Annotated in this window: 21 protein-coding genes; 7 read left to right on the top strand and 14 right to left on the bottom strand. The window is 73.1% G+C overall.

Going from position 1 to position 25760, the window contains the following annotated elements:
* Nucleotides 1–59: 59 nt before the first annotated feature.
* Complete coding sequence (glgA, locus tag ACIQG9_RS17175) at nt 60–1262, bottom strand: glycogen synthase (protein WP_400403084.1); 1203 nt, start codon at nt 1260–1262, stop codon at nt 60–62.
* Between the two features lie 71 nt (nt 1263–1333).
* Here glgA and glgC point away from each other — a divergent pair, with 71 nt between their 5' ends.
* Together glgC and pgm are read left to right on the top strand one after the other, a co-directional pair.
* Nucleotides 1334–2566 carry a glucose-1-phosphate adenylyltransferase gene (glgC, locus tag ACIQG9_RS17170; protein WP_400403082.1) on the top strand — a complete coding sequence of 411 codons (1233 nt, stop codon included), beginning with the start codon at nt 1334–1336 and terminating at the stop codon, nt 2564–2566.
* A gap of 64 nt (nt 2567–2630) precedes the next feature.
* Nucleotides 2631–4274, top strand: coding sequence for a phosphoglucomutase (alpha-D-glucose-1,6-bisphosphate-dependent) (pgm, locus tag ACIQG9_RS17165; protein WP_400403080.1), 1644 nt, complete (start codon nt 2631–2633; stop codon nt 4272–4274).
* A 61-nt stretch (nt 4275–4335) separates the two neighbouring features.
* On the opposite strand, the gene ACIQG9_RS17160 is transcribed toward pgm, so the two are convergent.
* Entirely contained in the window at nt 4336–5265 is a 930-nt protein-coding gene (locus ACIQG9_RS17160; RefSeq protein ID WP_400403078.1) for an NAD(+)/NADH kinase, read from the bottom strand.
* Nucleotides 5266–5354: 89 nt separating this feature from the next.
* Nucleotides 5355–8465, bottom strand: a complete 3111-nt coding sequence (locus ACIQG9_RS17155) for a M14 family zinc carboxypeptidase (protein ID WP_400403076.1) — start codon at nt 8463–8465, stop codon at nt 5355–5357.
* A 215-nt stretch (nt 8466–8680) separates the two neighbouring features.
* Here ACIQG9_RS17155 and ACIQG9_RS17150 point away from each other — a divergent pair, with 215 nt between their 5' ends.
* Complete coding sequence (locus tag ACIQG9_RS17150) at nt 8681–10048, top strand: hypothetical protein (protein WP_400403074.1); 1368 nt, start codon at nt 8681–8683, stop codon at nt 10046–10048.
* Nucleotides 10045–11316, top strand: a complete 1272-nt coding sequence (locus tag ACIQG9_RS17145; protein ID WP_400403071.1) for a hypothetical protein — start codon at nt 10045–10047, stop codon at nt 11314–11316. Before ACIQG9_RS17150 ends, ACIQG9_RS17145 begins: the two co-directional genes overlap by 4 nt.
* A 42-nt stretch (nt 11317–11358) precedes the next feature.
* Here ACIQG9_RS17145 and ACIQG9_RS17140 read toward each other — a convergent pair whose 3' ends face one another.
* Genes ACIQG9_RS17140 through gmd form a run of 3 tightly spaced genes read right to left on the bottom strand, consistent with a single transcriptional unit; the run spans nt 11359 to nt 14710 of the window.
* Nucleotides 11359–12504 carry a DegT/DnrJ/EryC1/StrS family aminotransferase gene (locus ACIQG9_RS17140; protein ID WP_400403068.1) on the bottom strand — a complete coding sequence of 382 codons (1146 nt, stop codon included), beginning with the start codon at nt 12502–12504 and terminating at the stop codon, nt 11359–11361.
* Nucleotides 12501–13700, bottom strand: coding sequence for a glycosyltransferase (locus ACIQG9_RS17135; protein WP_400403066.1), 1200 nt, complete (start codon nt 13698–13700; stop codon nt 12501–12503). The genes ACIQG9_RS17140 and ACIQG9_RS17135 overlap by 4 nt, the downstream gene beginning before the upstream one ends.
* Entirely contained in the window at nt 13697–14710 is a 1014-nt protein-coding gene (gmd, locus tag ACIQG9_RS17130) for a GDP-mannose 4,6-dehydratase (RefSeq protein ID WP_400403063.1), read from the bottom strand. Before gmd ends, ACIQG9_RS17135 begins: the two co-directional genes overlap by 4 nt.
* Nucleotides 14711–14951: 241 nt before the next feature.
* On the opposite strand from gmd, the gene ACIQG9_RS17125 reads away from it, so the two are divergent.
* Nucleotides 14952–16184 carry a glycosyltransferase gene (locus ACIQG9_RS17125; RefSeq protein ID WP_400403061.1) on the top strand — a complete coding sequence of 411 codons (1233 nt, stop codon included), beginning with the start codon at nt 14952–14954 and terminating at the stop codon, nt 16182–16184.
* A 49-nt stretch (nt 16185–16233) separates the two neighbouring features.
* Here ACIQG9_RS17125 and ACIQG9_RS17120 read toward each other — a convergent pair whose 3' ends face one another.
* From ACIQG9_RS17120 to ACIQG9_RS17110, 3 genes are read right to left on the bottom strand one after another with little or no spacing between them, the layout of a single operon-like run.
* Nucleotides 16234–17148, bottom strand: a complete 915-nt coding sequence (locus tag ACIQG9_RS17120) for a dTDP-4-dehydrorhamnose reductase family protein (protein WP_400403059.1) — start codon at nt 17146–17148, stop codon at nt 16234–16236.
* Complete coding sequence (locus ACIQG9_RS17115) at nt 17145–18449, bottom strand: glycosyltransferase family 4 protein (RefSeq protein ID WP_400403057.1); 1305 nt, start codon at nt 18447–18449, stop codon at nt 17145–17147. The genes ACIQG9_RS17120 and ACIQG9_RS17115 overlap by 4 nt, the downstream gene beginning before the upstream one ends.
* Nucleotides 18446–19480: an SDR family NAD(P)-dependent oxidoreductase gene (locus ACIQG9_RS17110; protein ID WP_400403055.1), complete on the bottom strand. Its 1035-nt coding sequence runs from the start codon at nt 19478–19480 to the stop codon at nt 18446–18448. Before ACIQG9_RS17110 ends, ACIQG9_RS17115 begins: the two co-directional genes overlap by 4 nt.
* A gap of 268 nt (nt 19481–19748) precedes the next feature.
* On the opposite strand from ACIQG9_RS17110, the gene wecB reads away from it, so the two are divergent.
* Complete coding sequence (wecB, locus tag ACIQG9_RS17105; RefSeq protein ID WP_400403052.1) at nt 19749–20873, top strand: non-hydrolyzing UDP-N-acetylglucosamine 2-epimerase; 1125 nt, start codon at nt 19749–19751, stop codon at nt 20871–20873.
* A 27-nt stretch (nt 20874–20900) separates the two neighbouring features.
* Here wecB and ACIQG9_RS17100 read toward each other — a convergent pair whose 3' ends face one another.
* The 4 genes from ACIQG9_RS17100 to ACIQG9_RS17085 are packed head-to-tail and all read right to left on the bottom strand — an operon-like array spanning nt 20901 to nt 24034.
* Nucleotides 20901–21572: a NeuD/PglB/VioB family sugar acetyltransferase gene (locus ACIQG9_RS17100; RefSeq protein ID WP_400403050.1), complete on the bottom strand. Its 672-nt coding sequence runs from the start codon at nt 21570–21572 to the stop codon at nt 20901–20903.
* A complete protein-coding gene (locus ACIQG9_RS17095) occupies nt 21569–22207 on the bottom strand; it encodes an acetyltransferase (protein WP_400403048.1) in 639 nt (212 codons plus the stop codon). Before ACIQG9_RS17095 ends, ACIQG9_RS17100 begins: the two co-directional genes overlap by 4 nt.
* A 1-nt stretch (nt 22208) precedes the next feature.
* Entirely contained in the window at nt 22209–22898 is a 690-nt protein-coding gene (locus ACIQG9_RS17090; protein WP_400403046.1) for a sugar transferase, read from the bottom strand.
* A complete protein-coding gene (locus tag ACIQG9_RS17085; RefSeq protein WP_400403043.1) occupies nt 22895–24034 on the bottom strand; it encodes a DegT/DnrJ/EryC1/StrS family aminotransferase in 1140 nt (379 codons plus the stop codon). Before ACIQG9_RS17085 ends, ACIQG9_RS17090 begins: the two co-directional genes overlap by 4 nt.
* Before the next feature lie 221 nt (nt 24035–24255).
* On the opposite strand from ACIQG9_RS17085, the gene ACIQG9_RS17080 reads away from it, so the two are divergent.
* Complete coding sequence (locus ACIQG9_RS17080) at nt 24256–25233, top strand: DUF389 domain-containing protein (RefSeq protein ID WP_400403040.1); 978 nt, start codon at nt 24256–24258, stop codon at nt 25231–25233.
* Here the strand turns inward: ACIQG9_RS17080 and ACIQG9_RS17075 are convergent.
* On the bottom strand, nt 25220–25642 hold the full coding sequence (locus ACIQG9_RS17075) for a hypothetical protein (protein WP_400403037.1): 423 nt from the start codon (nt 25640–25642) through the stop codon (nt 25220–25222). The two genes, ACIQG9_RS17080 and ACIQG9_RS17075, sit on opposite strands and share 14 nt — an antisense overlap.
* Between the last annotated feature and the right edge of the window lie 118 nt (nt 25643–25760).

Below are 25760 nucleotides of genomic sequence, written 5' to 3'. Positions count from 1 at the left end.
GCCCCTCCCGGGGCCGTTCGCCGCCAGGATCCGCTGTCGACCGGGTGGTGCCCGACGCGCTACCGCAGCAGCGAGCGGTACACCTCCAGGGTGCGGGCGGCGACGGCGTCCCAGGAGAAGTGCGCCACGGCGCGCCGCCGGCCGGCGAGGCCGAACGCCCCGGTGCGCTCCGGGTCGGCCAGCAGCGCGTTGATCGTCGCGCCGAGGTCGGCGACGAAGCGGTCCGGGTCCAGCGGCCGTCCGCTGCCGTCCTCGGCCTGCTCGATCGGCACCAGCAGCCCGGTGTCGCCGTCGGCGACCACCTCGGGGATGCCGCCGGTGGCGGTGGCCACCACCGCCGTCTCGCAGGCCATCGCCTCCAGGTTGACGATGCCCATCGGCTCGTACACCGACGGGCAGACGAAGATCGTGGCGTGGGTGAGCACCTGGATCACCTCGTGCTTGGGCAGCATCTCGGCCACCCAGACCACGCCGGAGCGGTTCGCCCGCAGCTCGGCCACCAGCTCCTCCACCTCGGCGGCGATCTCCGGGGTGTCGGGGGCGCCGGCGAGCAGCACGAGCTGGGTGTCGGCGGGCAGTTCCCGGGCCGCCCGCAGCAGGTACGGCAGGCCCTTCTGCCGGGTGATCCGGCCGACGTACACGACGCTCGGGCGGGCCGGGTCGACGCCCAGCCGGTCGACCACGTCCGTGCCGTGGTCCGGGGCGTACTGCGCGGTGTCGATGCCGTTGTAGACCACCCGGACCCGGTCCGGGTCCACCGCCGGGTAGGCGGCCAGCACGTCCCGCCGCATCCCCGCGCTGACCGCGACGACCGCGTCGGCGGACTCCACCGCCGTGCGCTCGCACCAGGACGACAGCGCGTACCCGCCGCCGAGCTGCTCGGCCTTCCACGGCCGCAGCGGCTCCAGGCTGTGCGCGGTCACCACGTGCGGCACCCCGTGCAGCAGCTTTGCGGTGTGCCCGGCCAGGTTGGCGTACCAGGTGTGGCTGTGCACCAGGTCGGTGCCGGCGCAGCCGGCCGCCATCTCCAGGTCCACGCCCATCGTCCGCAGCGCGGCGTTCGCGCCGGCCAGGCCGGCCGGCTCGGGGTACGCGGTGACGCCCGGCTCGGTACGCGGCGCGCCGAAGCAGTGCACCCGTACGTCGGCGAGTCGGCGCAGCTCCCGGGCCAGGTACTCGACGTGCACACCGGCGCCGCCGTACACCTCCGGCGGGTACTCCCGGGTGAGCAGGTCGACGCGCAGCGCGGCGGAGTCCGTCATGCCCGGCACCCTAGTGCAGAACTGTTCCCGTACGAGTGGTGAAGTCGCAGCCGGATCGATAGCGTCTGGTCATGGCTGCCAAGGTGCTCGCGATCGTCCTGGCCGGCGGAGAGGGCAAGCGCCTCATGCCGCTCACCACGGACCGGGCCAAGCCGGCCGTCCCGTTCGGCGGGATGTACCGCATGGTCGATTTCGTCCTGTCCAACCTGGCGAACGCCGGCTTTCTGAAGATCGTCGTGCTGACCCAGTACAAGTCCCACTCACTGGACCGGCACATCACCCAGACCTGGCGGATGTCGACGATGCTCGGCAACTACGTCACGCCCGTGCCGGCCCAGCAGCGCCGTGGCCCGTGGTGGTTCGCCGGCTCCGCCGACGCGATCTACCAGAGCTTCAACCTGATCAACGACGAGCAGCCGGACTACGTGATCGTCTTCGGCGCCGACCACATCTACCGGATGGACCCCCGGCAGATGGTGGACGACCACATCGCCTCCGGGGCCGAGGTCACCGTCGCCGGCATCCGGCAGCCGTTGTCGAGCGCCGACCAGTTCGGCGTGATCGAGGTCGGCGCGGACGGCCGGCGGATCCGGGCGTTCCGCGAGAAGCCCACCGACGCGGTGGGCCTGCCCGACGCCCCCGAGCAGATCTACGCCTCGATGGGCAACTACGTCTTCACCACCCGGGCGCTCTGCGAGGCGGTCGAGCGGGACGCGGAGGACAAGACCAGCAAGCACGACATGGGCGGCAGCATCATCCCGATGCTGGTCGAGCGGGGCGAGGCCAACGTCTACGACTTCAAGGACAACGAGGTGCCCGGCAGCACCGACCGGGACCGCGGCTACTGGCGGGACGTGGGGACGCTGGACTCCTTCTACGACGCCCACATGGATCTGATCAACGTGCACCCGGTGTTCAACCTCTACAACTTCGACTGGCCGATCTACAGCAACCAGCCGCCGTACCCGCCGGCGAAGTTCGTCCACCAGTGGGGGGAGCGGGTCGGCCGGGCGGTCGGCTCGATGGTCTCGCCCGGCGCGGTGGTGTCGGGCTCGCTGGTGGAGAACTCGATCGTCTCGCCGAAGGTCAAGGTCCACTCCTGGGCGCACGTCGACGGCGCGGTGCTGATGGAGGGCGTCGAGGTCGGCCGGCACGCGGTGGTCCGCCGGGCCATCCTCGACAAGAACGTCTTCGTGCCCGAGGGCGCCGAGATCGGCGTCGACCTGGAGAAGGACCGGCAGCGCTACACCGTCTCCGACAACGGCATCGTCGTGGTCGGCAAGGGCCAGCGCGTCGAGCCCTGAACCGCGTGACCCGGCGGGTGCCGGGAAACCGTGAGCGCCCATCCGTACCCGAGGAGGTTCCGCAGTGGCCCACCCCCGTGCCGGACAGCCGGCCGAGCCCGCCGACCTGGTCGACGTGCCCCGGCTGGTGACCGCCTACTACGCCGAGCACCCGGACCCGGACGACCCGGCGCAGCAGGTCTCCTTCGGCACCTCCGGGCACCGGGGCTCCTCGTTGCGTAACGCGTTCAACGAGGACCACATCCTCGCCGTCACCCAGGCGCTCTGCGACTACCGCCGGGAACAGCGCCTCTCCGGCCCGCTCTTCCTCGCCCGGGACAGCCACGCGCTCTCCGCGCCGGCCGAGGTCAGCGCGTTGGAGGTGCTCGCCGCCAACGACGTCACCGTGCTGCGGGACAGCCGGGACGGCTACACCCCCACCCCGGCGCTGTCGCACGCGGTGCTCACCCACAACCGGGGTCGCACCAGCGGGCTCGCCGACGGCATCGTGATCACCCCCTCGCACAACCCGCCCGACGACGGCGGGTTCAAGTACAACCCGACCAACGGCGGGCCCGCCGACACTGACGTCACGAAGTGGATCCAGGACCGGGCCAACGCGATCCTCGCCGCCGGCCTCAAGGAGGTGAAGCGGATCCCGTACGCGCGGGCGCGGGCCGCCGACACCACCGGCGGGTACGACTTCCTCGCCGGCTACGTCGACGACCTGCCCGCGGTGCTCGACATCGACGCGATCCGGGACGCCGGGGTGCGGATCGGCGCCGACCCGCTCGGCGGGGCCAGCGTCGCCTACTGGGGCGAGATCGCCGAGCGGCACCGGCTCGACCTCACCGTGATCAACCCGCTGGTCGACCCGACCTGGCGGTTCATGACCCTGGACGGCGACGGCAAGATCCGGATGGACTGCTCGTCGCCGAACGCGATGGCGTCGCTGATCGCCGCCCGGACCGCCTACCAGGTCTCCACCGGCAACGACGCCGACGCCGACCGGCACGGCATCGTCACCCCCGACGGCGGCCTGATGAACCCCAACCACTACCTGGCGGTGGCGATCGGCCACCTGTTCCGGACCCGGACGCAGTGGGGCCCGGCGGCGGCCGTGGGCAAGACGCTGGTCTCCTCCTCGATGATCGACCGGATCGCCGCCGACCTGGGCCGGCCGCTGCTGGAGGTGCCGGTCGGCTTCAAGTGGTTCGTCCCCGGGCTGCTCGACGGCACCGTCGGCTTCGGCGGCGAGGAGAGCGCCGGCGCGTCCTTCCTGCGCCGCGACGGCAGCACCTGGACCACCGACAAGGACGGCATCCTGCTCTGCCTGCTGGCCGCCGAGATCATCGCCCTGACCGGCCGGACCCCGAGCCAGCACTACACCGAGCTGGCCGAACGCTTCGGCGCCCCGGCGTACGCCCGGATCGACGCCCCGGCCAGCCGGGAGCAGAAGGCGGTGCTCGGCAAGCTCTCCCCGGAGCAGGTCACCGCCACCGAGCTGGCCGGCGAGCCGATCACCGCCACGCTCACCACCGCGCCCGGCAACGGCGCGGCGATCGGCGGGCTGAAGGTGACCACGGCCTCGGGCTGGTTCGCCGCCCGGCCGTCCGGCACCGAGGACGTCTACAAGATCTACGCGGAGTCGTTCCAGGGGCCGGAGCACCTGGCCCGGATCCAGGAGGAGGCGAAGACGCTGGTCGACGGGGTGCTCGCGGCGGCCTGACCGACCGGCCCGGACGCCCACGGTCGACCGGCTCGGACGCCCGCCCGACGGTCCGGCCCGGTCAGCGCGGCGGGGGCAGCTCGCGGCGGTTGAGCTGCTCGCGCAGCCCCTCCGGGAGCAGCTCCCGGAGCTGCTCGGGCAGCAGCGGCAGGTCCAGCAGGGACAGCTTGAGCGCGTTGCGTTCCTGGTAGCGGCGCGGATCGAGACGGACCACCAGGCCGGCGTCGCGCTGGTACCGCACGCGCAGGGTGCCCTCGGTGGACGCGTCCCGGATCACCAGGCCGTCCATCTCCACGGCCACCGGAGCCGAGTCCGGGCGCAGCTCCAACTGGATGCTCTCGTCCGGGGACAGCACCACCGAGCGGGAGATGCCGGCCATCGGGGCGGACGGCGTCACCACCACCGCCTGGGTGGCCGGCGACACCAGCGGCCCACCCGCCGCGTAGCTGTACGCGGTCGAGCCGGTCGGGGTGCTCAGCACCAACGCGTCACAGCGGTAGTAGCCGTACCGCTGGCCGTCGACGGCGAGGGTGGCGGCGACGAAGCCGGACCCGGGGTGGCGGACCAGCGCCACGTCGTTGAACGCCACCACGTCGTCCCCGCAGACGTCGCAGGCGAGGCAGGCGTGCGACTCGACGGTGAAGTCGCGGGACACCAGCCGGTCCAGCGCGGTGGGCAGCTCCGGCGGCTCGACCTCCACCAGGAACCCCAACCGGCCCAGGTGCACCCCCAGCACCGGCTTCGGGGCCCGTACCGCCGCGCGCAGCGCCCCCAGCATCGTGCCGTCCCCGCCGATGCTGATCAGCGCGTCCGACCGGACGGCCAGCTCCGCCGCCGGGACCGGCTCCACGTCGGCGGGCACCCGGTGCCGGTCCTCGACGCGGACGGCCAGGTTCTTGCCGTGCCGGGCCGCCCACCGGTGGATGATCTCGACAACCTCGGTGACGTCCCGGGTGGGATGCAGAACCAGGCCGAACAGGTACCCCGCCACCGGTACAGCTCACCACACCGGCGGGGTACCCGGCGGGCGTACCGGCAGGTGCGCCGGCGGTGCGTGGACCGCCGGCGCACCTCGCCGCGTTACCGGCGGGCCGGCCCGGTCAGGTGGGCCAGCGACCGGGCGACCAGGTCGTCCCGGGCCGCCGGGGCCAGCCCCTCCAGGCCGAAGCCGAGGTAGACCGTGTCGTCGGTGACCACCGCCGCGCCCTCGGAGAACGCCTGCTCACTGCGGGCCCAGTCGTTCGCCGCGCCGGTCGAGCCGGGCGGTGGCCCGAGCACGGTCCAGCCGCCCAGGTCGGGCGTCTCGAAGGAGGTCTCCGAGACCAGCGCCCCGTCGGCGTACACCCGCGCGTCGTCCAGGAAGACCCCCAGGCCCTGGGTGCCCCAGTCGGAGACGTACGAGATGCTGACCTCCACCTTCTTCCCGGCGTACGCCGACAGGTCGACGGCGAACTCCCGCCAACCGCCGGACGACCCGGTGGCCGCGTGCCAGGCCCCGGTGCTGCCCGTCGACGAGCAGTCCGCGCCCTGGTAGTGGGCGAGGAACGGGTGCAACTCGTCCGCCCAGCCGGCGGCGCAGCTCTCCCCGGTCCCGGTGCTGGTCCGCCCGTTGGCGTCGGGCAGCGTGGTCCAGGCGTCGCTGCCCACCTCGTGCGCCTCGACGAGCATGAAGTCCCAGTTCTCCTCGATGTCGTACGAGGTGAAGAAGCGCAGCTCACCGCTGCTCCTGCCGGTCAGGTCGACGGTCCGGGCGAGCCGCTTGTACGACTCGTCGGCCCGCCCGCTGTACAGGTACCAGTCCCCGGTGCGCGGGTCGAACGGCGCACTGCCCGGCCGGGCCCAGTCCACCGCCGCCGAGCTGGCGAACTGCGGGAACGCCTCCGGGGCGAGGAAGCTCGACGTGGTGAGGAACGAGGCGGTGTGGTCCTGGTTCCCGGCCGACCCGGCCGCGTTGAGCCGGCCGTCGAAGCCGGTGAACGCCCCGGCGGACCCGCGCACCGGGTACGTCGTGCCGTCCGGCGCGGTCCCGCCGTCGCCGACATAGGTGTACGCCCCCAGGTAGTACTGCTGGAAGTCGTTCAGCAGCGGCAGGCAGCCGGCGTCGTCCGGGTCGGTGCACTCGGCCGGCCCGGTCGGCTGGTAGCGGTAGGTGCCGTTCGCGGCCTGGGCGAACAGCGCGTACTTGCCGCTGACCAGCAGCTTGCCGCCCTCGTTGAGGTAGTCCCGGACGGCCAGTTCGGTGTCCAGCGCCGCCCGGGCCGTGGTGCCGCCGACCTGGCCGGGAGACCGCAGGATGACGTCGTCGCCGGTCTCCCAGACCACCGCCCGGTAGTGCGACAGCACGCCCAGCGGGTGCGGCGCCTTCCGGCCGACCGCGTCGAAGTCGTACACGTCGCTGCTGCGGCCCGCCTTCGCCAGCGAGGCGGCGATCTCGTCGGCGTACTTCGCGGCGCCGCCGGTCTGCGCCGGGCTGAGCCCGGTCACGTCCTCCACCGCCAGGACCAGCACGTCGCCGCCGATGTCCTGGTGCACCCGGTAGGTGAAGTGCTCGCTGGCGACCACGCCGGTACGCGGTTTCCGCCCGGTGAACCAGACCTCGACCCGGTCGCCCGGCCGGGTGCCGGTGACCGTGCCCCGCAGTTCGGCGTAGTAGTCGTTGTTGGTGTCGCCGTACCGCTCACCGCCGCGCCACTCGCGCACCGGGGCGGTTCTCGGCCGGCCGCCGTTGACCACGTAGTGCATCCGGACGTCCCGCAACGCCCGCCGGGTGATCGAGGCGACCTGCTGGGTCCGCCCGTACGAGGTGTCGAACCGGTCGACCACGAAGTCCGGGGTGCTCCGGCCGACCACCGACACCGGGTCGTCCGGGTCGGCCGCCGACCTCGCCACGGCCAGGGCGAACGGCAGGTTCTTCGCCACCTCCGCAGCGATCAGCCGCTCGTCGTCGGGGAAGACGAAGCCGCTGACGCAGTCCTCCGGCCGCCATTGGTCGTCCGGGTCGGACGCGGCGGCGGTCTCGCAGGTGGACATCTCCGGGGTGAAGCCGAGCGTGCCGTAGCGGACCTGCGCGTGGGCGTCGGTGTCGCCGTTGGTGGTGTACAGCTCGGCGGAGATGTCCGGGTCGTAGCCGGGCACCGCCGGGTGCGCGTCGTCCCCAGCCATCGCCTGGTAGACCACGTCGTCGGGGGTCGGGGTGCTGACCTGCCAGCCGACGCCGTAGAGCAGCAGTTGGGCGGCCGAGTGGTAGTTGACGAAGAACTCGAAGCCGACCCGCCGGAACAGCCCGTCCAACGCCTTCGTCTCCGGCTCCGAGTTCGGACCGGCGCCACGGTAGGTGTCGCTGTTCGGCTCCGGCGACGAGCCCTCGTCGTCGTACCCCCACTGGTAGCCGAAGTTGCGGTTGAGGTCGACGCCGTCGGCGGAGGTGATCCGCCCGTCGCCGTCGTTGTCCCGCAGGTTCTTGCGCCACAGCCGGTTGCCGGGGGTGAAGGTGTGGTCGTAGCCGTCCGGGTTGGCCACCGGCAGGAACCACAGCTCGGTGGTGTCGACCAGCCGGGTGATCTCCGGGTCGGCGCCGTAGCCGTCCAGCACGTGGTGCAGCAGCCGGCGGGTCATCTCCGGCGTGATCCACTCCCGGGCGTGCTGGGTGCTGGCGTAGAGCACCGCCGGGCGTCTGCCGTCCGGCACGGTCCGCGCGTTCTTGGTGACCTTGACGGCCAGGATCGGCTGGCCCTGCACCGTACGGCCGATGGTCTCCAGCTTCGCCAGCCGGGGGAAGCGGGCCGCGGTCGCGGTGAGTTCGTCCTTGATGCCGCCCGGCTCGCGGTACGACCGGAACGCCTGCCAACCGGCCGCCGCCTGCTCGCGCAGTGCCTGCGAGGCCGCCCTGCCGCCGACCTTCTTGACGTCGAGCGGTACGCCCTGGTCGGCCAGGCGGGCCGCCTCCCGCCGGGTCAGCACCGTCTCGACCCGGGTCTCGCCGGCGGAGTCGGTGCCCCGCCGGTCGTGGCCCAGGTCGACGCCGCTGGCCCGCAGCCGGTCGAGCTGGGCCGCGTCGAGCGTGCCGACGTACACCTCCAAGCTGTCGCGCCCGCCCGGGTCGGACGGCGGTCGCGCGCTCGCGGGTGCGGTCAGTGTGAGCGCGCCGACCAGGGTGAACACTCCGGCGATCGCCATCCGTGTCGGTCTCATTCGCATCCCCTCCGGTGGACGGACCTGTAGCGGCGAGCCTGCGGGCAGTGCCGATCGATGTCAATGGATGACGATCCGACACCTGGGACCCGCAGGCGAACGAGGGGCCGTCCGGGCGACCGTCGCCGGGTCGGACCCGCGCCGCCGCCGGTCCGGTCGGATCACGGCCCGCCACGTGTCCGCCGGTTGACCTGATCGTTGCTCAGAAGGTGAAGGTGGATGCCAGCGTCTGGAGCCGGACCAGCCCGACTGGTGATCGGGGTGCTGCCGCCGTCGCACCCCCGGCACCGCCGGACGCCGCCGAGGGCGGTCCCGGACTCCGCGCGGCGCGGCTGCCCCCGGAGCCCCGACGCAGAGCGGCCCGGGTGCTCCGGTGCTATCCCGTCAGCCTGGTCCTGCTGGCGCCCTACCTGCTGCTGATCATTCCGACGGCGGTCTGGAACGACAACCCGCAGACCGGCTTCATCCTGCGGCTGGTCGGGCTGGCGCTGCTCGGCAGCGTGGGGGTGGAGACGCTCGGCCTGCTGCTCGGCCGACCCACGTACGAGTGGCGTCGCGGGCTCCAGCAGGCCAACGCCCAGTACCCCCGGATCTACCAGGTCGCCTGCCTCGTCGCGGTGACCAGCATCCTGGCCGGCCTGCTCGGGGCCTACGCCGGTCGGGGGACGATCGTCGCGCAGGTGACCGGGGAACTGCCCGACTCGCAGCTCGCGACCCTGACCGCGCTCTTCTCCGGCTGGGGCGCGCTGGCCTTCGCGTTGCTGGTCGCCAGCCACGTCGGCGGTCAGGTGTCGACCCGTCGCCTGCTCGGCTGGCTGGCTGCCCTCACCCTGACGCAGGTGGTGCTCGCCGCCATCACGGCCATCTCGGCACCGCTGCTCGGTTTCACCTTCTTCGTCGCCGCCGCCGGTGCCGTCTGCGGGGTGTTCCGGCTGCGGTACCTCCTGGTGGGCGTGGCCCTGCTGCTCCTCGTCTGGCCGGCGATGTTCCAGTACCGCAACGGCGTCCGGCAGGACCACGGGATCGTGGTGTCCCAGGAGGTGACCGCCGTCGACCGGCTACGGCTGGACCGCCAACTCGCCACCGTCGCCCAGTTCGACGTGCCGGTCGACCTCGACCAGCCCGACGTGCGGAACTTCATCCGCTACGGCGTGCTGCCCCGGGCGATCGACCCGGACCGCCCGCCGCTGACCACCGGGCAGGACATCAACCAGTACCTGGGCGGCAACGCCACCTCCGCCTACACCTTCCTGGTGCTGGGCAACGTCTACTTCTTCGCCGGCCCGGTCGGCGTCGTCGTCTACTACGCGAGCTGGGCCGCCGTCGTGGTGGCCCTGCTGCGCTGGCGGGGCGCGCCCGGTCCGGTGCGACTGAGCCTGTTCTGCTTCGTGCTGGCCGATCCGCTGCTGTGGTCGAGCACCTACCCCGACTCGGCGATCAGCTTCGTCCAGCACTCCGTCTCGGCGCTGCCCGTGTTCGCCATGCTCTGGCTGACCCGCCGCCGGCCGGACCCGGCCCCGGGGCGGTACGCCGACGGGCCACCCCCGGTCACCGCCGACGGGCGGGTCGGCCCGCGCCGATGACGACTGCCGTCCGTGCGCGGCACCGGGCCCAGCGCAACCCCTCGCTGGCTGCCCGGCTCGCCAACGGCCGCGCGCCCCAGGCGCTACTGGTCGGCGGTGTGTCCAGCGCCGGCAACTTCCTGCTCGCGCTGACCGTCACCCGGCTGGAGACCGTCGACGGGGTGGGCCGGTTCGCCGTCGCGTTCTCCTACTACGTCCTGGTGTCGGGTCTGGCGCGGGCGATGGTCACCGACTCCGTTCTGGCCTCGGGAGCCGACGCTGCCGCGTCCGCCGGCGCGTCCCGGCGGGTCGTCTCGGTCGCCGTGCTGGCCGGGATCGGCGTGGCGACCTGCGGCCTGCTGACCGGCTCCGGCTACCTGCTGGTGGTCGGTGTGGCCCTGCCCGGCCTGGTGCTGTACGACTTCACCAAGGCGATCAGCCTGGGCGTCGGCAGGCCCCGGCTCGCCGCCGTCCAGGAGACCTGCTGGGCGGTGGCGACCGTGGTGGCGGCGGTGCCGGGCCTGCTGGGTCTGGTCAGTCCGCTGGTGGTCTTCGCGGGCTGGGCCGCCGGCGGCGCGCTGTTCGGGTTGGTCGTCGCGCGACGGCGCGGTCACCGGGTCACGCCGGGCTGGCCGGCGGACCGCACCGAGAGCCGGCTCGCCGCCGGCTTCGGGGTGCAGTTCCTGGTCACCACCGGCTCGGCGCAGCTCGCGCTGACCGCGGTCGCCGGGCTGGCGGGCACGGCGGTGGTCGGCGCGCTGAGCGCCGGCCGCACCATACTCGGTCCGGTGAACCTGGTGGTGGCAACCGCGTCCACGCTGCTGCTGCCGTACCTGGCCCGGACCCGGGCGGCCACCAGGGCGGTCCGGACCCGCGCCGCGATCCGGCTCACCGGGCTCGTCGCGGCGGGGGCCGCCCCGCTGGCGCTGGCGGTGGCGCTGCTGCCCGACCGGGTCGGCGGTGCGCTGCTCGGCGCGAACTGGGCGGTGGCCCGGGTGCTGCTGCCGGCGTTGGCGGTGGAGAGCCTGCTGGCGATCCCCGCCGCGGTGGGCTACGCCGGTCTGCGGATCGAGGGGGCCAGCGGACGGGCGGTGCTCGCCGGGGGGCTGCTCGGCGTGCTGCGGGTGCCGGTGGTGGTCGCCGGCGCCGTCTTCCTCGGCGCCGCCGGGGCGGCCGGTGCCCTGGTGGCGATGGCGCTGCTCAGCGCCGTTGTCTGGGGGCGCAGCTACCACCTGCTGCTGCGGCGGCACGACCCCGGCCGGACGACCCTCGCGGCCCGGCCCGCCTGATCCGGGTGGAAGCAGGCGGGCCGGGAGCGCGAGCGGTGCGGGTCAGCCGGCGGGCGGGAACCCCCCGGCGGGCAGGGACGCCACGGCGGCCCGGATCCGTTCCACGATCACCTTGACGTCGGTGTCGGTGAGGTCGGCGTAGGTGGGCAGGTTGATGCCCCGCCGGGCCAGGTCGGTGGTCACCGGGCAGTCCGCCCGCTGGCCCTGGTAGGCGGGTAGCTGGGGGATCGGCACGAAGAACGGTCGGGTGTCCACCCCGGCCCGGTCCAGTTCCCGGGCCAGCCGGTCCCGCCCCGAGGCATGTCCGGGCGGCCCGACCAGGAAGGACGCCATCCACGGCGCCCGCCGCACGCCCGGCGCGACGGGCTGCGGGCGCAGCACCGGCACGTCGGACAGTTGCTGCTCGTACCCGCTGAGCACCTTGTCCCGACGGGTGAGGATGTCGTCGGCACGCGCCAACTGCGCGCAGAGCAACGCCGCCGCCAGGTTGGTCAACCGGTAGTTGAAGCCGACCACCGGGAAGTAGTACCGCCGGTCGGGATCCATTCCCTGGTTGCGCAGCAGTCGCATCCGGTCGGCCAGGGTGGCGTCGTCGGTCGTCACGCAGCCACCCTCCCCGGCGGTGATGACCTTGTTGCCGAAGAACGAGAAGGTGGTGGCGTCCGCCAGCGAGCCGGCCGGCCGACCGTCCAGGGTCGCCCCGAACGACTCCGCCGCGTCGGCCACCAGCAGCAGGCTGTGCCGGTCGCACAGCCGGCGGAGCGCCGGGTAGTCGGCGGGATGCCCGTACAGGTCGACGGCGAGCACCGCCCGGGTACGCGGGCCGATCGCCGCCCGGACCCCCTCGGGGTCGACGCACCAGGTATCGGGCAGCACGTCCACGCAGACCGGGGTCGCGCCGCAGTACGTCACCGCGTTCGCCGTGGCCACGTAGGTCAGCGCCGGCACGATCACCTCGTCGCCGGGGCCGATCCCCGCCGCGGCGAGGACGAGGTGCAGGGCCACGGTGCCGTTGCTGGTGGCCACCGTGGTGCCCGCCGCCACCCGCTCGGCGAACTCCGCCTCGAACCGGCGCAGGTACGGTCCCTGGGAGGAGACCCAGCCGCTGCGTACCGCGTCGAGCAGGTAGCGCTCCTCCAACTCGGACAGGCTCGGCCTGGCCACCGGGAACCGGTCGTCGCCGATCACCGGGCCTCCCCCGCGAGGCTCGCGGCGAAGGGCGACCGGGGCATCCGCCCGGTCCGTCCGCCGGCCACCCACTCCAGGATCGCGGCGTAGTCCCGTCCGGTGTCGGTCCAGGTCCGGGCCGCCAGCCGGGCGTCGGCCCGGCGGGACGCGTCGGCGTAGCGTCGCCGGTCGGCCAGCAGCCGGCGTACGGCCGCCGCACAGGACTCCGGGTTCAACGCCTCGAACACCGCCGCCTCCGCGCCGGTGAACTCCAACTGGGCGCGCAGCGGCTCGGCGTCGCCGCAGGCCACCGGGAGACCCCAGCTGAACGCCTCCAGCATCGCTCCGCTGGCGGCCTCCCACAGCGAGGGCACCACCACGGCGTCGGCCCGGGCGTACAGCCGGTTCAGTTCGTCGAGGGTGACGAAGCCGGGGAAGGAGACCCGGCCGGCGAGGTCGGGGCGGGCGGCCCGGGCCAGCAGCCGGCCCGCCTCCGGCTCGACCAGCGGGCCGGGGCAGATCAGCCGGCACTCCGGCAGCAGGCTCATCGCCTCCAGCAGCGTCGCGTGGTTCTTGTGGTTGGCCGTCGACGACGGGTAGAGCAGCAGGCCCGGTTCCGACCGGGCGAGTGCCCGCCGTGGGGCGGGCTGGAAGGTCGGTGGCGGGACGAGCGCGATGCGGTCCGCCGCCTCGGGGAAGGTGGCCAACGCCTCGCGGTACGGGTGCGGCCAGGACACCACGACGGCGTCGGCGCGGGCGACGTTCTCCCGGATCACCGCCTCGAAGCCGGGGGAGCGGAACGCCGCGTGCAGGTGCCGCAGGTCGTGCAGCACCAGCACCGAGGCCCGCGCCCGGGCCGGCGCGCAGTGGAACGGGAAGAGCACCGCGTCGGTGTCCTCGTGGCGGACGGCGGCCCGCTGGCGTACCGCGTTGAGGGCGCGTCGCACCGCCAGCGACTCCCGTACCCGGTCGGGGGTCCAGCGTCGCAGAACCTGGCCGTAGCGGGTGTCGGCGAGCAGCGGCAGGCTCACCTCCCGCCAGGAGAACCGGTCGTCGGGCATCGTCGCCCGCCAGTCGTCCAGGGTGCCGCGCAGGACGTTGACCAGGTAGTCGTGGTCGGTGCCGGTCAGCAGGCCGTGGAGCAGGCCGTAGGTGAATGCCTCCAGCCCGGCCGCGTGGCCGGGCCGGATGGGGGACGCCTCGACGGTGAACCTCATCGGTCCACCCGCACCAGCCGGCCCATCCGCTCGTCCTCGAGCAGTTGCCGGTCGGCGTCCACCATCACCCGGACCAGGTCGGCGAAGTGCGTCTTCGGCGCCCAGCCGAGGGCGCGTCGGGCCTTGCCGGAGTCCCCGATGAGGGCGTCCACCTCGGCCGGGCGGAAGTACACCGGGTCGGTGACCACGTACTGCCGCCAGTCGAGTCCGACGTGCGCGAAGGCGGTCTCGACGAACTCCTGGACGGTGTGGCCCTCGCCGGTGGCCACCACGTAGTCGTCGGCCTGCTCCTGCTGGAGGGAGAGCCACATCGCCTCGACGTACTCCGGGGCGTAGCCCCAGTCCCGGACGGGGTCCAGGTTGCCCAGGTACAGCTTGTCCTGGATGCCGGCCTCGATCCGGGCCACCGCCCGGGTGACCTTCCGGGTGACGAAGTTCTCGCCGCGGCGCGGGCTCTCGTGGTTGAACAGGATGCCGTTGGCGCAGTACATGCCCCAGGACTCGCGGTAGTTCACCGCCGTCCAGTAGGCGTACACCTTGGCGCAGGCGTACGGGCTGCGCGGGTGGAACGGGGTGTCCTCCCGCTGCGGTGGTGGGGTGGAGCCGAACATCTCCGAGGAGGACGCCTGGTAGAAGCGGCAACCGATGTCGGCGGCCCGGGCGGCCTCCAGCATCCGCAGCGCGCCGAGGCCGGTGACGTCGGCGGTGTAGCCGGGTACGTCGAACGACACCCGCACGTGGCTCTGCGCGCCGAGGTTGTAGATCTCGTCGGGCCGGATGTCGCGGATCAGGCTGGACAGCGAGGCCGGATCCGAAAGGTCGCTGTAGTGCAGGAACAGCCGGGCGTCCTCCTGTCGCGGGTGGACGTCGAGCTGGTCGATCCGCTCGGTGTTGAAGGTCGACGATCTTCTTTTCAGCCCATGCACCGTGTAGCCCTTGTTGAGCAGGAGTTCCGACAGGTAACTGCCGTCCTGCCCGGTGATTCCGGAAATGAGCGCAACTCGCGACATGCGTCCCTCTCATGGTCTCGACCACAGCGGTGCGGATCGCACCGGCGGCCCGAACCGGCTGCCGTGTTCCGGGGGCGGAACGGAACAGGGGTTCAATTTCTTATACCGAACAAAAATTGAATGCCGGGCAGTTTCATGATTTTGCGGGCTGTGTCCTGGTAAGCGAATAAATAACGTCACCCGCCAGCGCGGCGGCTCGTTGGACCCCGAGGGTGTCCGGCGAGATGGCGAGGAGCGCGTGATGGCCTGCGAGGTGGAAGCCGGTCCGGTCCCGGGCGACGACCCGGGAGCCACCGGTGGGGACCGGTTCCGGGTGCTGGTCACGGCCGGCTACTTCGAACCGGGGTGGCGAGCCGGCGGGCCGGTCCGTTCGCTCGCCGAGATGCTGGACGCCGCCGGGCCGGAGGTCGAGGTCACGCTGATCACCCGGGACCACGACCTCGGTGACCCGGTGCCGTACCCCGGCCTGTCCGGCCGGTTCGTGCCGCGCGGCCGGCACCGCGTCTTCTACCTGGCCCCCCGGCGCCTCGCGCACTGGCGGACGCTGCGACGTGGTCTGCGTGGCGTCCGGTACGACCTGCTCTACGTCAACAGCGTCTGGTCGCCGCTGTCGATCCTCGCCGTGGTGGCCGCCCGACTGCGGCTGGTGCGGGCGGGTCACCTCCTGCTCACCCCGCGCGGCGAGCTGGGGGCCGGCGCGCTGGGCCTCAAGCGGACCCGCAAGCGGCTGTTCTGGGCCGTCTGGCGGCAGGCCCTGCGGGGCCGACGGACGATCTGGCACGCCACCACCCCGCTGGAGGCGGCCGACATCCGTCGGGCCCTGCCCGGGGCCCGGGTCGCCGTCGTCGCCGAGAACGACGGGCCCGCACCGACCGATCCGCCCGCCGGGCCGGGGCCGGCCGGTCCGGCCCGGCTGGTCTTCATCGGACGGATCTCGGCGATGAAGAACGTCGACCTGATCCTGCGGGCGTTGGCCCTGGTCGGTGGCGAGGTCGAGTTCGACCTCTACGGTCCGTGCGAGAACGCCGGCTACTGGGAGAGGTGCCGGAACCTGTTGACGGAGCTCCCGGCCAACGTGGTCGCCGTCCACCGTGGCGCGCTGCCGCCCGAGCGGGTGCGCGGGGTCTTCGCCCGCTACGACGCCTTCGTGCTGCCGACCCGGGGGGAGAACTTCGGCCACGTGATCGCCGAGAGCCTCTCCGTGGCCTGCCCGGTGATCTGCTCGGACCGCACCCCGTGGACCGAGGTGCTGCGCGGCGGTGGCGGCGCCGTACTGCCGGACCTCACGCCGCAGGCGCTCGCCGAGCTGATCGACCGGGTCGCCGCGGCCTCGCCGGCCCAGCGGCACCAGGCCCGGCTGGCTGCGGCGGCGGCGTACCGCCGGTGGCGTGACCACGTCGTCGATCAGGCGAGCGTGCTCGACCAGGCCCGCGCCGTGGTGCGGACGGTCCCGACGGTGCCTGCGGCGCGGTGATCCGCCCGGCCGGCCCGGCGGCGTACCGGACCGCCGCCGGGCCGCCCGGTCAGGAACCGGTGACCGCCACCCGTGGCCGGGACGCCGGCAGGCCCCACTCGGCCGCGGCGCGGTGCAACCGCAGCACCATCTCCGGCCAGCCCGGCGCGCGGTAGCCGGTCTCGGCCTGGAACGCCGCCGCGGACAGCGAGCGGTCACAGCGGAACGTGTCCGACGGCGTGAGCCGGCCCGGCCAGCCGTATACCTCGGCGACGATCCGGAGCAGCTCGTACTTGGCGATCGGCGTCGACGCGACGTGGTAGAGACCGGCCAGGTCGGGCCGGGGCAGGACGGTGGTCCGCAGCATCGCGGCGAACTCGGTGGTGGTGAGTCCGCTGTAGATGGCTCGGGTGTAGCCCTCGACCGTGCCGTCCCGGGAGAGGAACCAGTCCACCAGGGACCGCGCGGTCCCGATCTCGTGCCCCACGATCGACGTGCGCAGGGTCAGCGCCGGCGGGCTGGTCGTCTCGCCCAGCAGCTTGGCCCGGCCGTACAGGTCGTACGGGTCGGGCACGTCCGACTCGGTGTACCCGCCCCGGTGCCCGGAGAAGACGCAGTCCGTGCTGATCTGGACCAGCCGCGCGCCGAGAGTGGCGCACTCCCGGGCGAGCAGGTGCGGGAAGAGGGCGTTCACCGCGACGGTGTTGGCCGCGTCCGCCGCGTCCGACCGCTGCTTGATCACACCGACACAGTTAACCACCACGTCGGGGGCCAGCGCGACGAGCAGCCGGCGAAGCGCCTGGTGCTCCGTGACGTCCACCCCCGTGGTGACCCGGGCGGCCAACGGCTCGGGGAACACGGCGCGGACGACGTCGGCGTCCCGGGCGCAGCCGTACACCTGGAGTTCCTCGGCCCGGCCCAGCTCCCGCAGCAGGGTGTGTCCCAGCATCCCGGTCACCCCGAGGATCAGCACGCGTTGCCTCACCGGGCACCGCCCGACCGGGTACGGCGGTGGCCGGCGGCCCGTCGCACCAGTTCGGCGAGTCGACCCGCGTTGACCTCCTCGCCCAGTTCGGCCAGGTAGTACGTCCGGCCGGCCTCGCCCATCTCGCGGAGCCGGGCCCGGGGCAGCGCCGCCGCCTGCCGGATCGCGCCGGCCAGCGCCACCGGGTCGTCCGGCGGCACGCCGAACCCGGCGCCGGCCGCCCGGACGACCCGGGCGGAGTCGCCCGGTGCGCAGGTCAGCACGGGTTGACCGCACGCCATGATGGACTGCACCTTGCTCGGCAGGGTGAACCGGAACAGCTCCTGGTCGGCCAGGGAGACCAGGTGCAGGTCCGCCGCCGCCATCACCGCCGGCATCCGCTCCAGCGCGACGGGATCCAGGAAGTGCACCGTACGCAGCCCGAGCTCGGTGGCGAGGGCGCGGAGCGCCGGCTTGTCGATGCCGTCGCCGACCAGGACGAGGTGCGCGTCCGGCAGGTCCCGCAGTTCGTGCATCGCCCGGATCGCCACGCCGAGGTTCTGTGCCGCGCCGTGGTTGCCCCCGTACATCAGCACGAACTCGTCGGTCAGGCCCAACCGGGCGCGCAGCGTCGGATCGGGCTCACTGGGCCGCATCACCTTCTCGTCGGTCCAGTTGTGCACCACCGACACCCGTTCCGCCGGCACGCCCCGGGAGACCAGGGCGTCGCGCATGCCGGCGGAGGTGGCGGTCACGTGGTCGGCCCAGCGGTACGTCTGACGGGTGAACCAGGCCAGCGGGGGCTCCGCCACCCGCCGGGCGAGCCCGTCGGTGAGAAAGCCGGTGGCGAACACCGAGTCCGGCCAGACGTCCATCACCATCAGCACGTACGGCACGCCCCAGCGCAGCCGGGCCGCCATGCCGGCGGCGGCGGCCGTGGCCGGGGTGGCGTACACCAGGGCCACGTCGGCCGACCGCAGCAGCGGGGCGCCGAAGGCCGCCGAGGAGGCGGCCCAGCTCGCGTAGTTGGCGATCCGGCGGAGCGCCGAGTGGTCGTGGCTGGGGAACAGCGGGGTGCGGTGCACCCGCAGGCCCTCGTGCCGTTCGGTGCGCCGCCGCCAGGCGGAGTAGCCCGGGTGGACCCGTCCGGTCGGGTAGTTCGGCACCCCGGTCAGCACTTCCGGGCGCAGCCCCCGGCGGGCCAACGAGCGGGCCACCCAGACCGGGGTGCTGGTCGGCTCCGGCGCGTACCACTGGGTGACGAACGCGACGCGGGGCTCCGGGTGGCCCGTGGTCCGGACGTCGACCTCCGCGGCGTTCACCGGGGTCCCACCACGGACGGGTCCGGCTCGTGGTCCAGGTGTCGGCGCACCTCGGGGAGGGTGAGCAGCAACGACATGACCTCCGGCACGGTGAGCCGGGTGGTGTTGTCGGAGTTGTAGTCGGCGCGGTGGTCGCTGCTGGTGTTCCCCTCCTCGAAGTAGAGGGAGTAGTTGAGGTCCCGGCTGTCGATCCGGACCCGCAGGAAGTCGCCGAAGTCCTGGGCCCGGGCCAGCTCCTCGTGGCTGGCCAGCGTCTCGTACATCTTCTCGCCGTGCCGCAGGCCCAGTACGTCGAACTTGGCGGGCACCTCGAACAGGTTGCACAGGGCGGTCGCGAGGTCGCCGATGGTGCAGGCGGGGGCCTTGCGGATGAACACGTCCCCGGGCTGGCCGTGCTGGAAGGCGTGTTCGACCAGTTCCACCGAGTCGGCCAGGGACATCAGGAACCGGGTCATCGTCGGCTCGGTCACGGTCAGCGGGACGCTGTTGCGGATCTGGTCGATGAACAGGGGGATCACCGAGCCGCGTGAGCACATCACGTTGCCGTAGCGCACCGCGCAGACGCGGGTCCGGGCCCCGGGGTTGTTGCGCACGTGGGCCTGGGCGACCTTCTCCATCAGGGCCTTGCTCATCCCCATCGCGTTGACCGGGTAGACCGCCTTGTCGGTGCTGAGGAAGACCAGCGAGGCCACGCCGTTGCGCTCGCAGGCGTCCACCACGTTGGCGCTGCCCAGCACGTTGGTCCGGACCGCCTCCAGGGGAAAGAACTCGCAGGACGGCACCTGCTTGAGCGCGGCGGCGTGGAAGACGTACTCCACGCCCCGGGTCGCCTTGGTGACGGTGTCCAGGTCCCGGACGTCGCCGACGTAGAACCGGACCCGGTCGTCGCGCAGCCGGATCCGCATGGCCTCCTGCTTGGCCTCGTCCCGGCTGAGCACCCGTACTTCCGTGGCGCCCGCCGCGAGCAGTCGCGCCACCATCGTCTGGCCGAAGGAACCGGTCCCACCGGTGATCAGAACGCGTCGGTCCACGAGTGAGGACGACACATCTCCTCCTGTCTGTTCCGCCGGGACGGCGGGAGGTAAGGGACGGTGATCAGAGAGTGACGATAGACCGGCAAATAGGCCGTCATGCCGAAAACAGCCACCAAAACGCCACAGAATTGTCAGGGGCGGCTCAATCTGAAATGTCTGCTGAAACGCGTCACGGGGCCTCAGATCAGTCGTTGGTACGCCCGAGAACGTCGTGCCGCCCCGCGTCCACGACGTCCGCAACCGCCGTCGTGGGAAAGGGCGCTGCATGACCCGGGTGATGACCGTCGTCGGTACCCGTCCGGAGATCATCCGGCTGTCACGGGTGATCGAGAGACTCGACCGGACCGTCGACCACGTGCTCGTGCACACCGGGCAGAACTGGGACCCGGCCCTGTCCGACGTCTTCTTCACCGAACTACGGGTGCGTCGCCCGGACCGTTTCCTGCGCGTCGACACCAGCTCGCTGGGCCGCGTCCTGGCCGCCGTGCTGGTCGGCACCGAACAGGCCATCGCGGAGACGCGGCCCGACGCCCTGCTGGTGCTCGGCGACACCAACAGCGCCATCGCCGCGCTGATGGCCCGCCGGATGCGGGTGCCGGTCTACCACATGGAGGCCGGCAACCGGTGCTTCGACCTCAACGTGCCGGAGGAGACCAACCGGCGACTGGTCGACCACGTGGCCGACTTCAACCTGGTCTACTCCGCGCACGCCCGACGCAACCTGCTCGCCGAGGGGCTGCACCCCCGGCGGATCCTGCACACCGGGTCGCCGATGCGGGAGGTCCTCGACCACTACCGGGCCGACATCGACCGGTCCACCGTGCTCGATCAGCTCGAACTCGAACCGGGCGGCTACTTCGTGGTCAGTGCCCACCGGGAGGAGAACGTGGACCGTCCGGAGCGGCTGGGTCGGCTGCTGGACTGCCTGCGGGCGGTCCGGGACGAGTGGCGGCTGCCGCTGCTCGTCTCCACCCACCCACGGACCCGCAAGCGGCTCGAAGCGCTCGCCGTCGACGACGCCAACCTCGACGGCATCGCCTTCCACGAGCCGTTCGGCCTGTTCGACTACATCACCCTCCAGCGGCACGCCCGGTGCACCCTCTCCGACAGCGGCACGGTGAGCGAGGAGTCGGCGATCCTCGGCTTCCCCGCGGTGACCCTGCGCGAGTCCATCGAACGGCCGGAGGCGTTGGACGTCGGCGCCATCATCATGACCGGCCTCGACCCCGAGGGCGTGGTGGAGGCGATCCGGGTCACAATCGACCAGGCCGCCGGTGGCCCGGTGCCGTGCCCGGACGACTACCAGGTGCCGGACACCTCCCGGCGGGTGGTCGACCTCATCCTGTCCACCGTGCGACGGCACCACGACTGGGCGGGCATCCGGCGGTGACCAGAGCGGGTGCCGACCGGCGGTCGCTCAGCGGGCCGGCACTCCCTTGACCACCGCGCCGGCCGGGACGTCCCGGGTCACGCAGGCGCCCGCGCCGACCACGGCGTCCCGCTCGACGGTCAGCCGGGGGAGCACGGCGGCCGTGGTGCCGACCAGCACGCCCTCGGCCAGGCGGCAGTAGCCGGAGACGGCGGCGAGCGGGTTGACCGACACGTAGTCGCCCAGCCGGCTGTCGTGGCCCACCGTGCAGTTCTGGTTGAGGTGCACGTGCCGACCCAGCACCACGTTGGTGGTGACCCGGGCGCCCCCGGCCGCCACCAGGCCCTCGGCGAAGACGCAGTCCGGGCCGATCTCCGCGTTCGGGTGCACGATGGTGGCGGCCGGCAGGCCGTACCCCCGGATGGCCCGGTCGGTCTCGCGGCGTCGCAGCGGCTCGCCGACGCCCAGCGCGACGTGCAGGTCCGGCGACCGGTCGGCCAGCCATCGGCTCGGGCCGAGGAACGGCACCCCCAGCCGGTGGACCAGCTTGACGTTGCTGTCCGTCGGGTAGTCGTCCACGAAGCCGAGCACCCGCCAGGCCGGACCGTCCGCCGCCCGGGTGTTGATCGCCCGGATCATGCCGAAGATCTCCCGACCCATGCCGCCCGCGCCCACGATCACCACGTCGACCGGGTGGTGGGTTCCGTCCTGCCCTGTCACCGCGCCGGCACCCCCTTCACCACCGCGCCGGCCGGGACGTCCCGGGTCACGCAGGCACCCGCGCCGACGGTGGCGTCCGTGCCGACCCGTAGCCCCTGCAACACCGCCGCCGTCGTCCCGACCAGGACACCCGACTCCAGCCGGCAGTCCCCGGACACCGCGGCGAGCGGATTGACCTGGACGTGGTCGGCCAGCACGCTGTCGTGGCCCACGGTGCAGTTCTGGTTGAGGTGCACGTGCCGGCCGAGCACCACGTTGGTGGTCACCCGGGCGCCGGCGAACATCACCAGCCCCTCGCCGGAGACGGTGTCCGGTCCGAGGGTGGCGGCCGGGTGGACCACACTGGCCGCCGGCAGCCCGAACTCGGCGACGCGGGCGTCCACCGACTGGCGTACCCGGGGATCGCCGATGCCGATCAGGTAGTGGGTGGACGGCGGCAGCTCCCGCAGGTGCCCCACCGGCCCGAGAAACGGCACGTCCAGTGCGCGCAGCCGCTTGAGGTTGACCTCCGAGGGATGGTCGTCGACGAACCCGACGACCTGCCAGCCGGGCTGCGGACAGGCGGCGGCGGCCGACCGGACGACACCCAGCACCTCACGGCCGTGACCGCCGCATCCGATGATCACCAGGTCCATCTCACACCGTCCGTTCCTCGGACCTGTCCCCGAGCATCCCCGCCGACCGCGAACCTGCCCCCACCGGTACGAACTCGTGGGCGGTCGCCACGTCCGGCGCGGCGATCCCGGTCCGGCGCAGCACCGTCGCGGCGGTCTCCACCAGGATCCGCAGATCGAGGGTGAGACTGCGGTGGTCGACGTACCAGACGTCGTAGCCGAACTTCTCCGGCCAGCCGAGGGCGTTGCGGCCCCGGACCTGGGCCAGGCCGGTGATCCCGGGCCGGACCTCGTGCCGACGGGCCTGGGTGGGCGTGTACCGCGGTAGGTACTGCGGCAGCAGGGGTCGCGGCCCGACCAGGCTCATGTCCCCGCGCAGCACGTTCCACAGCGTCGGCAGCTCGTCGAGGCTGGTGGCGCGCAGCCACGCGCCGAGCGGGGTCAGCCGGACGGCGTCGTCGCGGGGGTCCGCGCCCGGGTGGTCCGCCAGCCGCATGGTGCGGAACTTCACCAGGGTGAACAGTTCGGCCTGGCGTCCGGGCCGGACCTGGCGGAACAGCACCGGCCGACCGAGTCCGACCAGGACCACCACGGCGGTGAGGGCCAGGAGGGGCAGGGCCAGCAGCAGCAGCGTGCCGGCCGTGAGGACGTCGAGCAGCCGCTTGACCGCGTCGTATCCCCGCCGTCCGGGCCGCCGGTGGTCCCCGCTCACCGCCGGTGCTCCAGGAACCCGGCGATCGACTCGGTGATCCGGCCGATCTGCTCCTCGGTGAGCACCGAGCCGCTGGGGAGGGCGATGCCGCGGGCGAAGAGCTGGTCGGCGGCGCCGGTCAGATGGGCCTCGGCGTCGGCGAAGAGCCGTTGCCGGTGCATCGGCTTCCACACCGGCCGGGTCTCGATCCTCTCCCGGCTCAGGTGCGCGGCCAGGTCGGTGGCGTGCCACCCGGCGCGCCCCGGGTCGACCAGTACGACGGTGAGCCAGCAGTTGCTCCCCGGGTCGCTCTCGGCCAGCACCTCCACTCCGGGTGCCGCGGCGAACAGTTTCGCGTAGTGCTCCCGGAGCCGGCGTCGGCGGTCGAGCAGCTCGTCCAGTCGGCCGAGCTGGGCCCGGCCGAGGGCGGCCAGCACGTTGCTCAGCCGGTAGTTGTACCCCAGCTCGTGGTGCTCGTAATGGTCGGCCGGCTGGCGGGCCTGGGTGGAGAGGTGGCGGGCCCGGGCCACCAGTGCCGCGTCGTGCGACAACAGCATCCCCCCGCCGGAGGTGGTGATCATCTTGTTCCCGTTGAACGACAGCACCCCCGCGTTCCCGAACGCGCCCGCCGCCCGGCCCCGGTAGGTCGACCCCAGCGCCTCCGCCGCGTCCTCCAGCACCGGCACCTCGGCCGCCTGGCAGGCGGCGAGCAGCGGGTCGTAGTCGGCGCAGCTACCGAACAGGTCCACCGGCACCACCGCGGCCACCGGCGTGCCCGCCCGGCGGAACGAGCCGATCAGCTCGGTGGTGAGGGCGACGTCGATGTTGCCGGTGGCCGGCTCGCAGTCGACGAAGACCGGCCGCGCGCCGGTGTAGAGCACCGCGTTGGCGGTCGCGACGAAGGTCAGGGTCGGCACGAGGACCACCCGGCCGGGCCCGGCGCCCAGGGCGAGCAGAGCCAGGTGCAGTGCGGCGGTGCCCGAACTGAGCGCCAGCGCGTGCGGCACACCGACGCGGTCGGCGACCTCCCGCTCGAACGCGTCCACCTCGGGACCGAGCGGCGCCACCCACCCACTGCGCAGGGCGCGCAGCACGCCGGCCTCCTCGGCCGGCCCGACGTCGGGGGAGGACAGCAGGATGGTGTCGGACGCGGGCATCGGACTCCTCGCGGGGAAGTGGCGGGCTACAAGCGGTCAACGAGCGAGCCCAGCGGGCAGTTTCGCCACTTTCAGACCTGTCCGTGAGGATCGTGAGGGTTGTTCTCCACCGGCACGGCCGGCGCGGGCCGGTGGCCCGATGGACCGTCCGATGGCGGTACAGTGCTCGCCGGCGCGCCGGTCCCGGGTGCGTCCTTCCTTCTCCACCGCGGAGGCCGCCCGTGTTGCACCTGCGGGTGATCGCCCCGGCGGACCAGTCGGCGGCGGTGGCGGACCTGCTCGCCGACGACCCCGGGGTCACCCACCTGGTGGTGCTCCCCGGCGCCGCCCGGCAACCGCAGGGCGACCTGATCCTCTGCGACGTGGTGCGGGAGCGCGCCGACAACGTGCTGCACGGCCTTCAACAGCTCGGCGTGGAGACGCGCGGGGCGATCGCCGCCGACGACGTCGAACTCACCCTCTCCGCGGCGGCCGAGCGGGCCGCGCGGGAGGCACCCGGCAGCGGTGCGGACGCGGTGGTCTGGGACGAGGTGGCCGCCAAGACCGGTGAGCAGACCGAGCTGTCCGGGACCTACCTGGTGCTCATCGTGGTCGCCACCATGATCGCCGGCATCGGGGTGCTGCTCGACCAGCCGATCCTGATCGTCGGCGCGATGGTGGTCGGTCCCGAGTTCGGTCCGCTCGCCGCGCTCTGCGTCGGCCTGGCCCGCCGCAACGGACGTACCGTCGTGCGGTCGGTGCAGGCGCTGCTGGTCGGCTTTCTCGCCGCCATGCTGGTCACGGTGCTGAGCACCTGGGCGCTCACCGCCGCCGACCTGGTCAACCGGGACATGCTGCTGGCCGAGCGACCGCTGACCGACTTCATCTGGCGGCCCGACGCGTTGTCCTGGGTGGTCGGCCTGCTCGCCGGGGTGGCCGGCATGCTCTCCCTGACCTCGAAGAAGTCGGGCTCGCTGGTCGGCGTCCTGATCTCGGTGACCACCGTACCGGCCGCCGCGAACGTCGCGGTCGCGGCGTCGTACGGGGTGTGGCGCGAGGCGGGCGGCTCGGCGCTCCAGCTAATGATCAACCTGTGCGCCATCGTGCTGGCCGGCCTGGCCACCCTCGGCGTGCAGCAGGTGTGGTGGTGGTACGTGGGCCGGCAGGTCGACCGCGGTCGGCCGAACGCCACGGCCGACCGGCCGGTCAGCCCTCCGTGAGCCGACGGTCGAGCAGCGCGCGCAGCGGGATCGACTCGCCGTCCCGGCCGCCGGCACCGACCACCAGTGGGGCCGCCGCCGGCCGTGGCACCGCCCCGAACAGGCGGGCGCGCAGGCTCGGCGGCACGAGCAGCAGATAGAACCGGCCCTGCGGGTCCACCGCCCGGGTCTGGGCCCGGTCGACGTACCAGCCGGTGAGCCGGGTGCGGTACCGCCCGCGCCCGTGCTGGCCGTGGGCGACCAGCCGGGTCGTGGGCAGACCCCGGCGGTTCGCCTCGGCGGCGAACTCGGCGACCAGTCGGGCCGCCTCCGTCCGCTCGCCGGCCCGCTGCCGCTCGTCGGCCTCGGCGTGCGCCCGTACCGCTCGCTGCCGCCGCTCCCGCCAGTCCAGGCCGTCGTCCTCGCCCATGCCGCGACGGTACGCCCACCGCCCGGCCCGGACCCGCCAGGGCCCTGCCGTCCCACCGCCCCGGACCGGATCCGTTCCCGTCATCAGCTCCGTAGCGCCAGCGCGGCACCCTCGGGAC

Source organism: Micromonospora sp. NPDC092111 (assembly GCF_044755745.1).
Classification (GTDB): Bacteria; Actinomycetota; Actinomycetes; order Mycobacteriales; family Micromonosporaceae; genus Micromonospora.
Note: the sequence above shows the minus strand (reverse complement) of the source record. Positions and strands in the feature narration are given on the sequence as shown.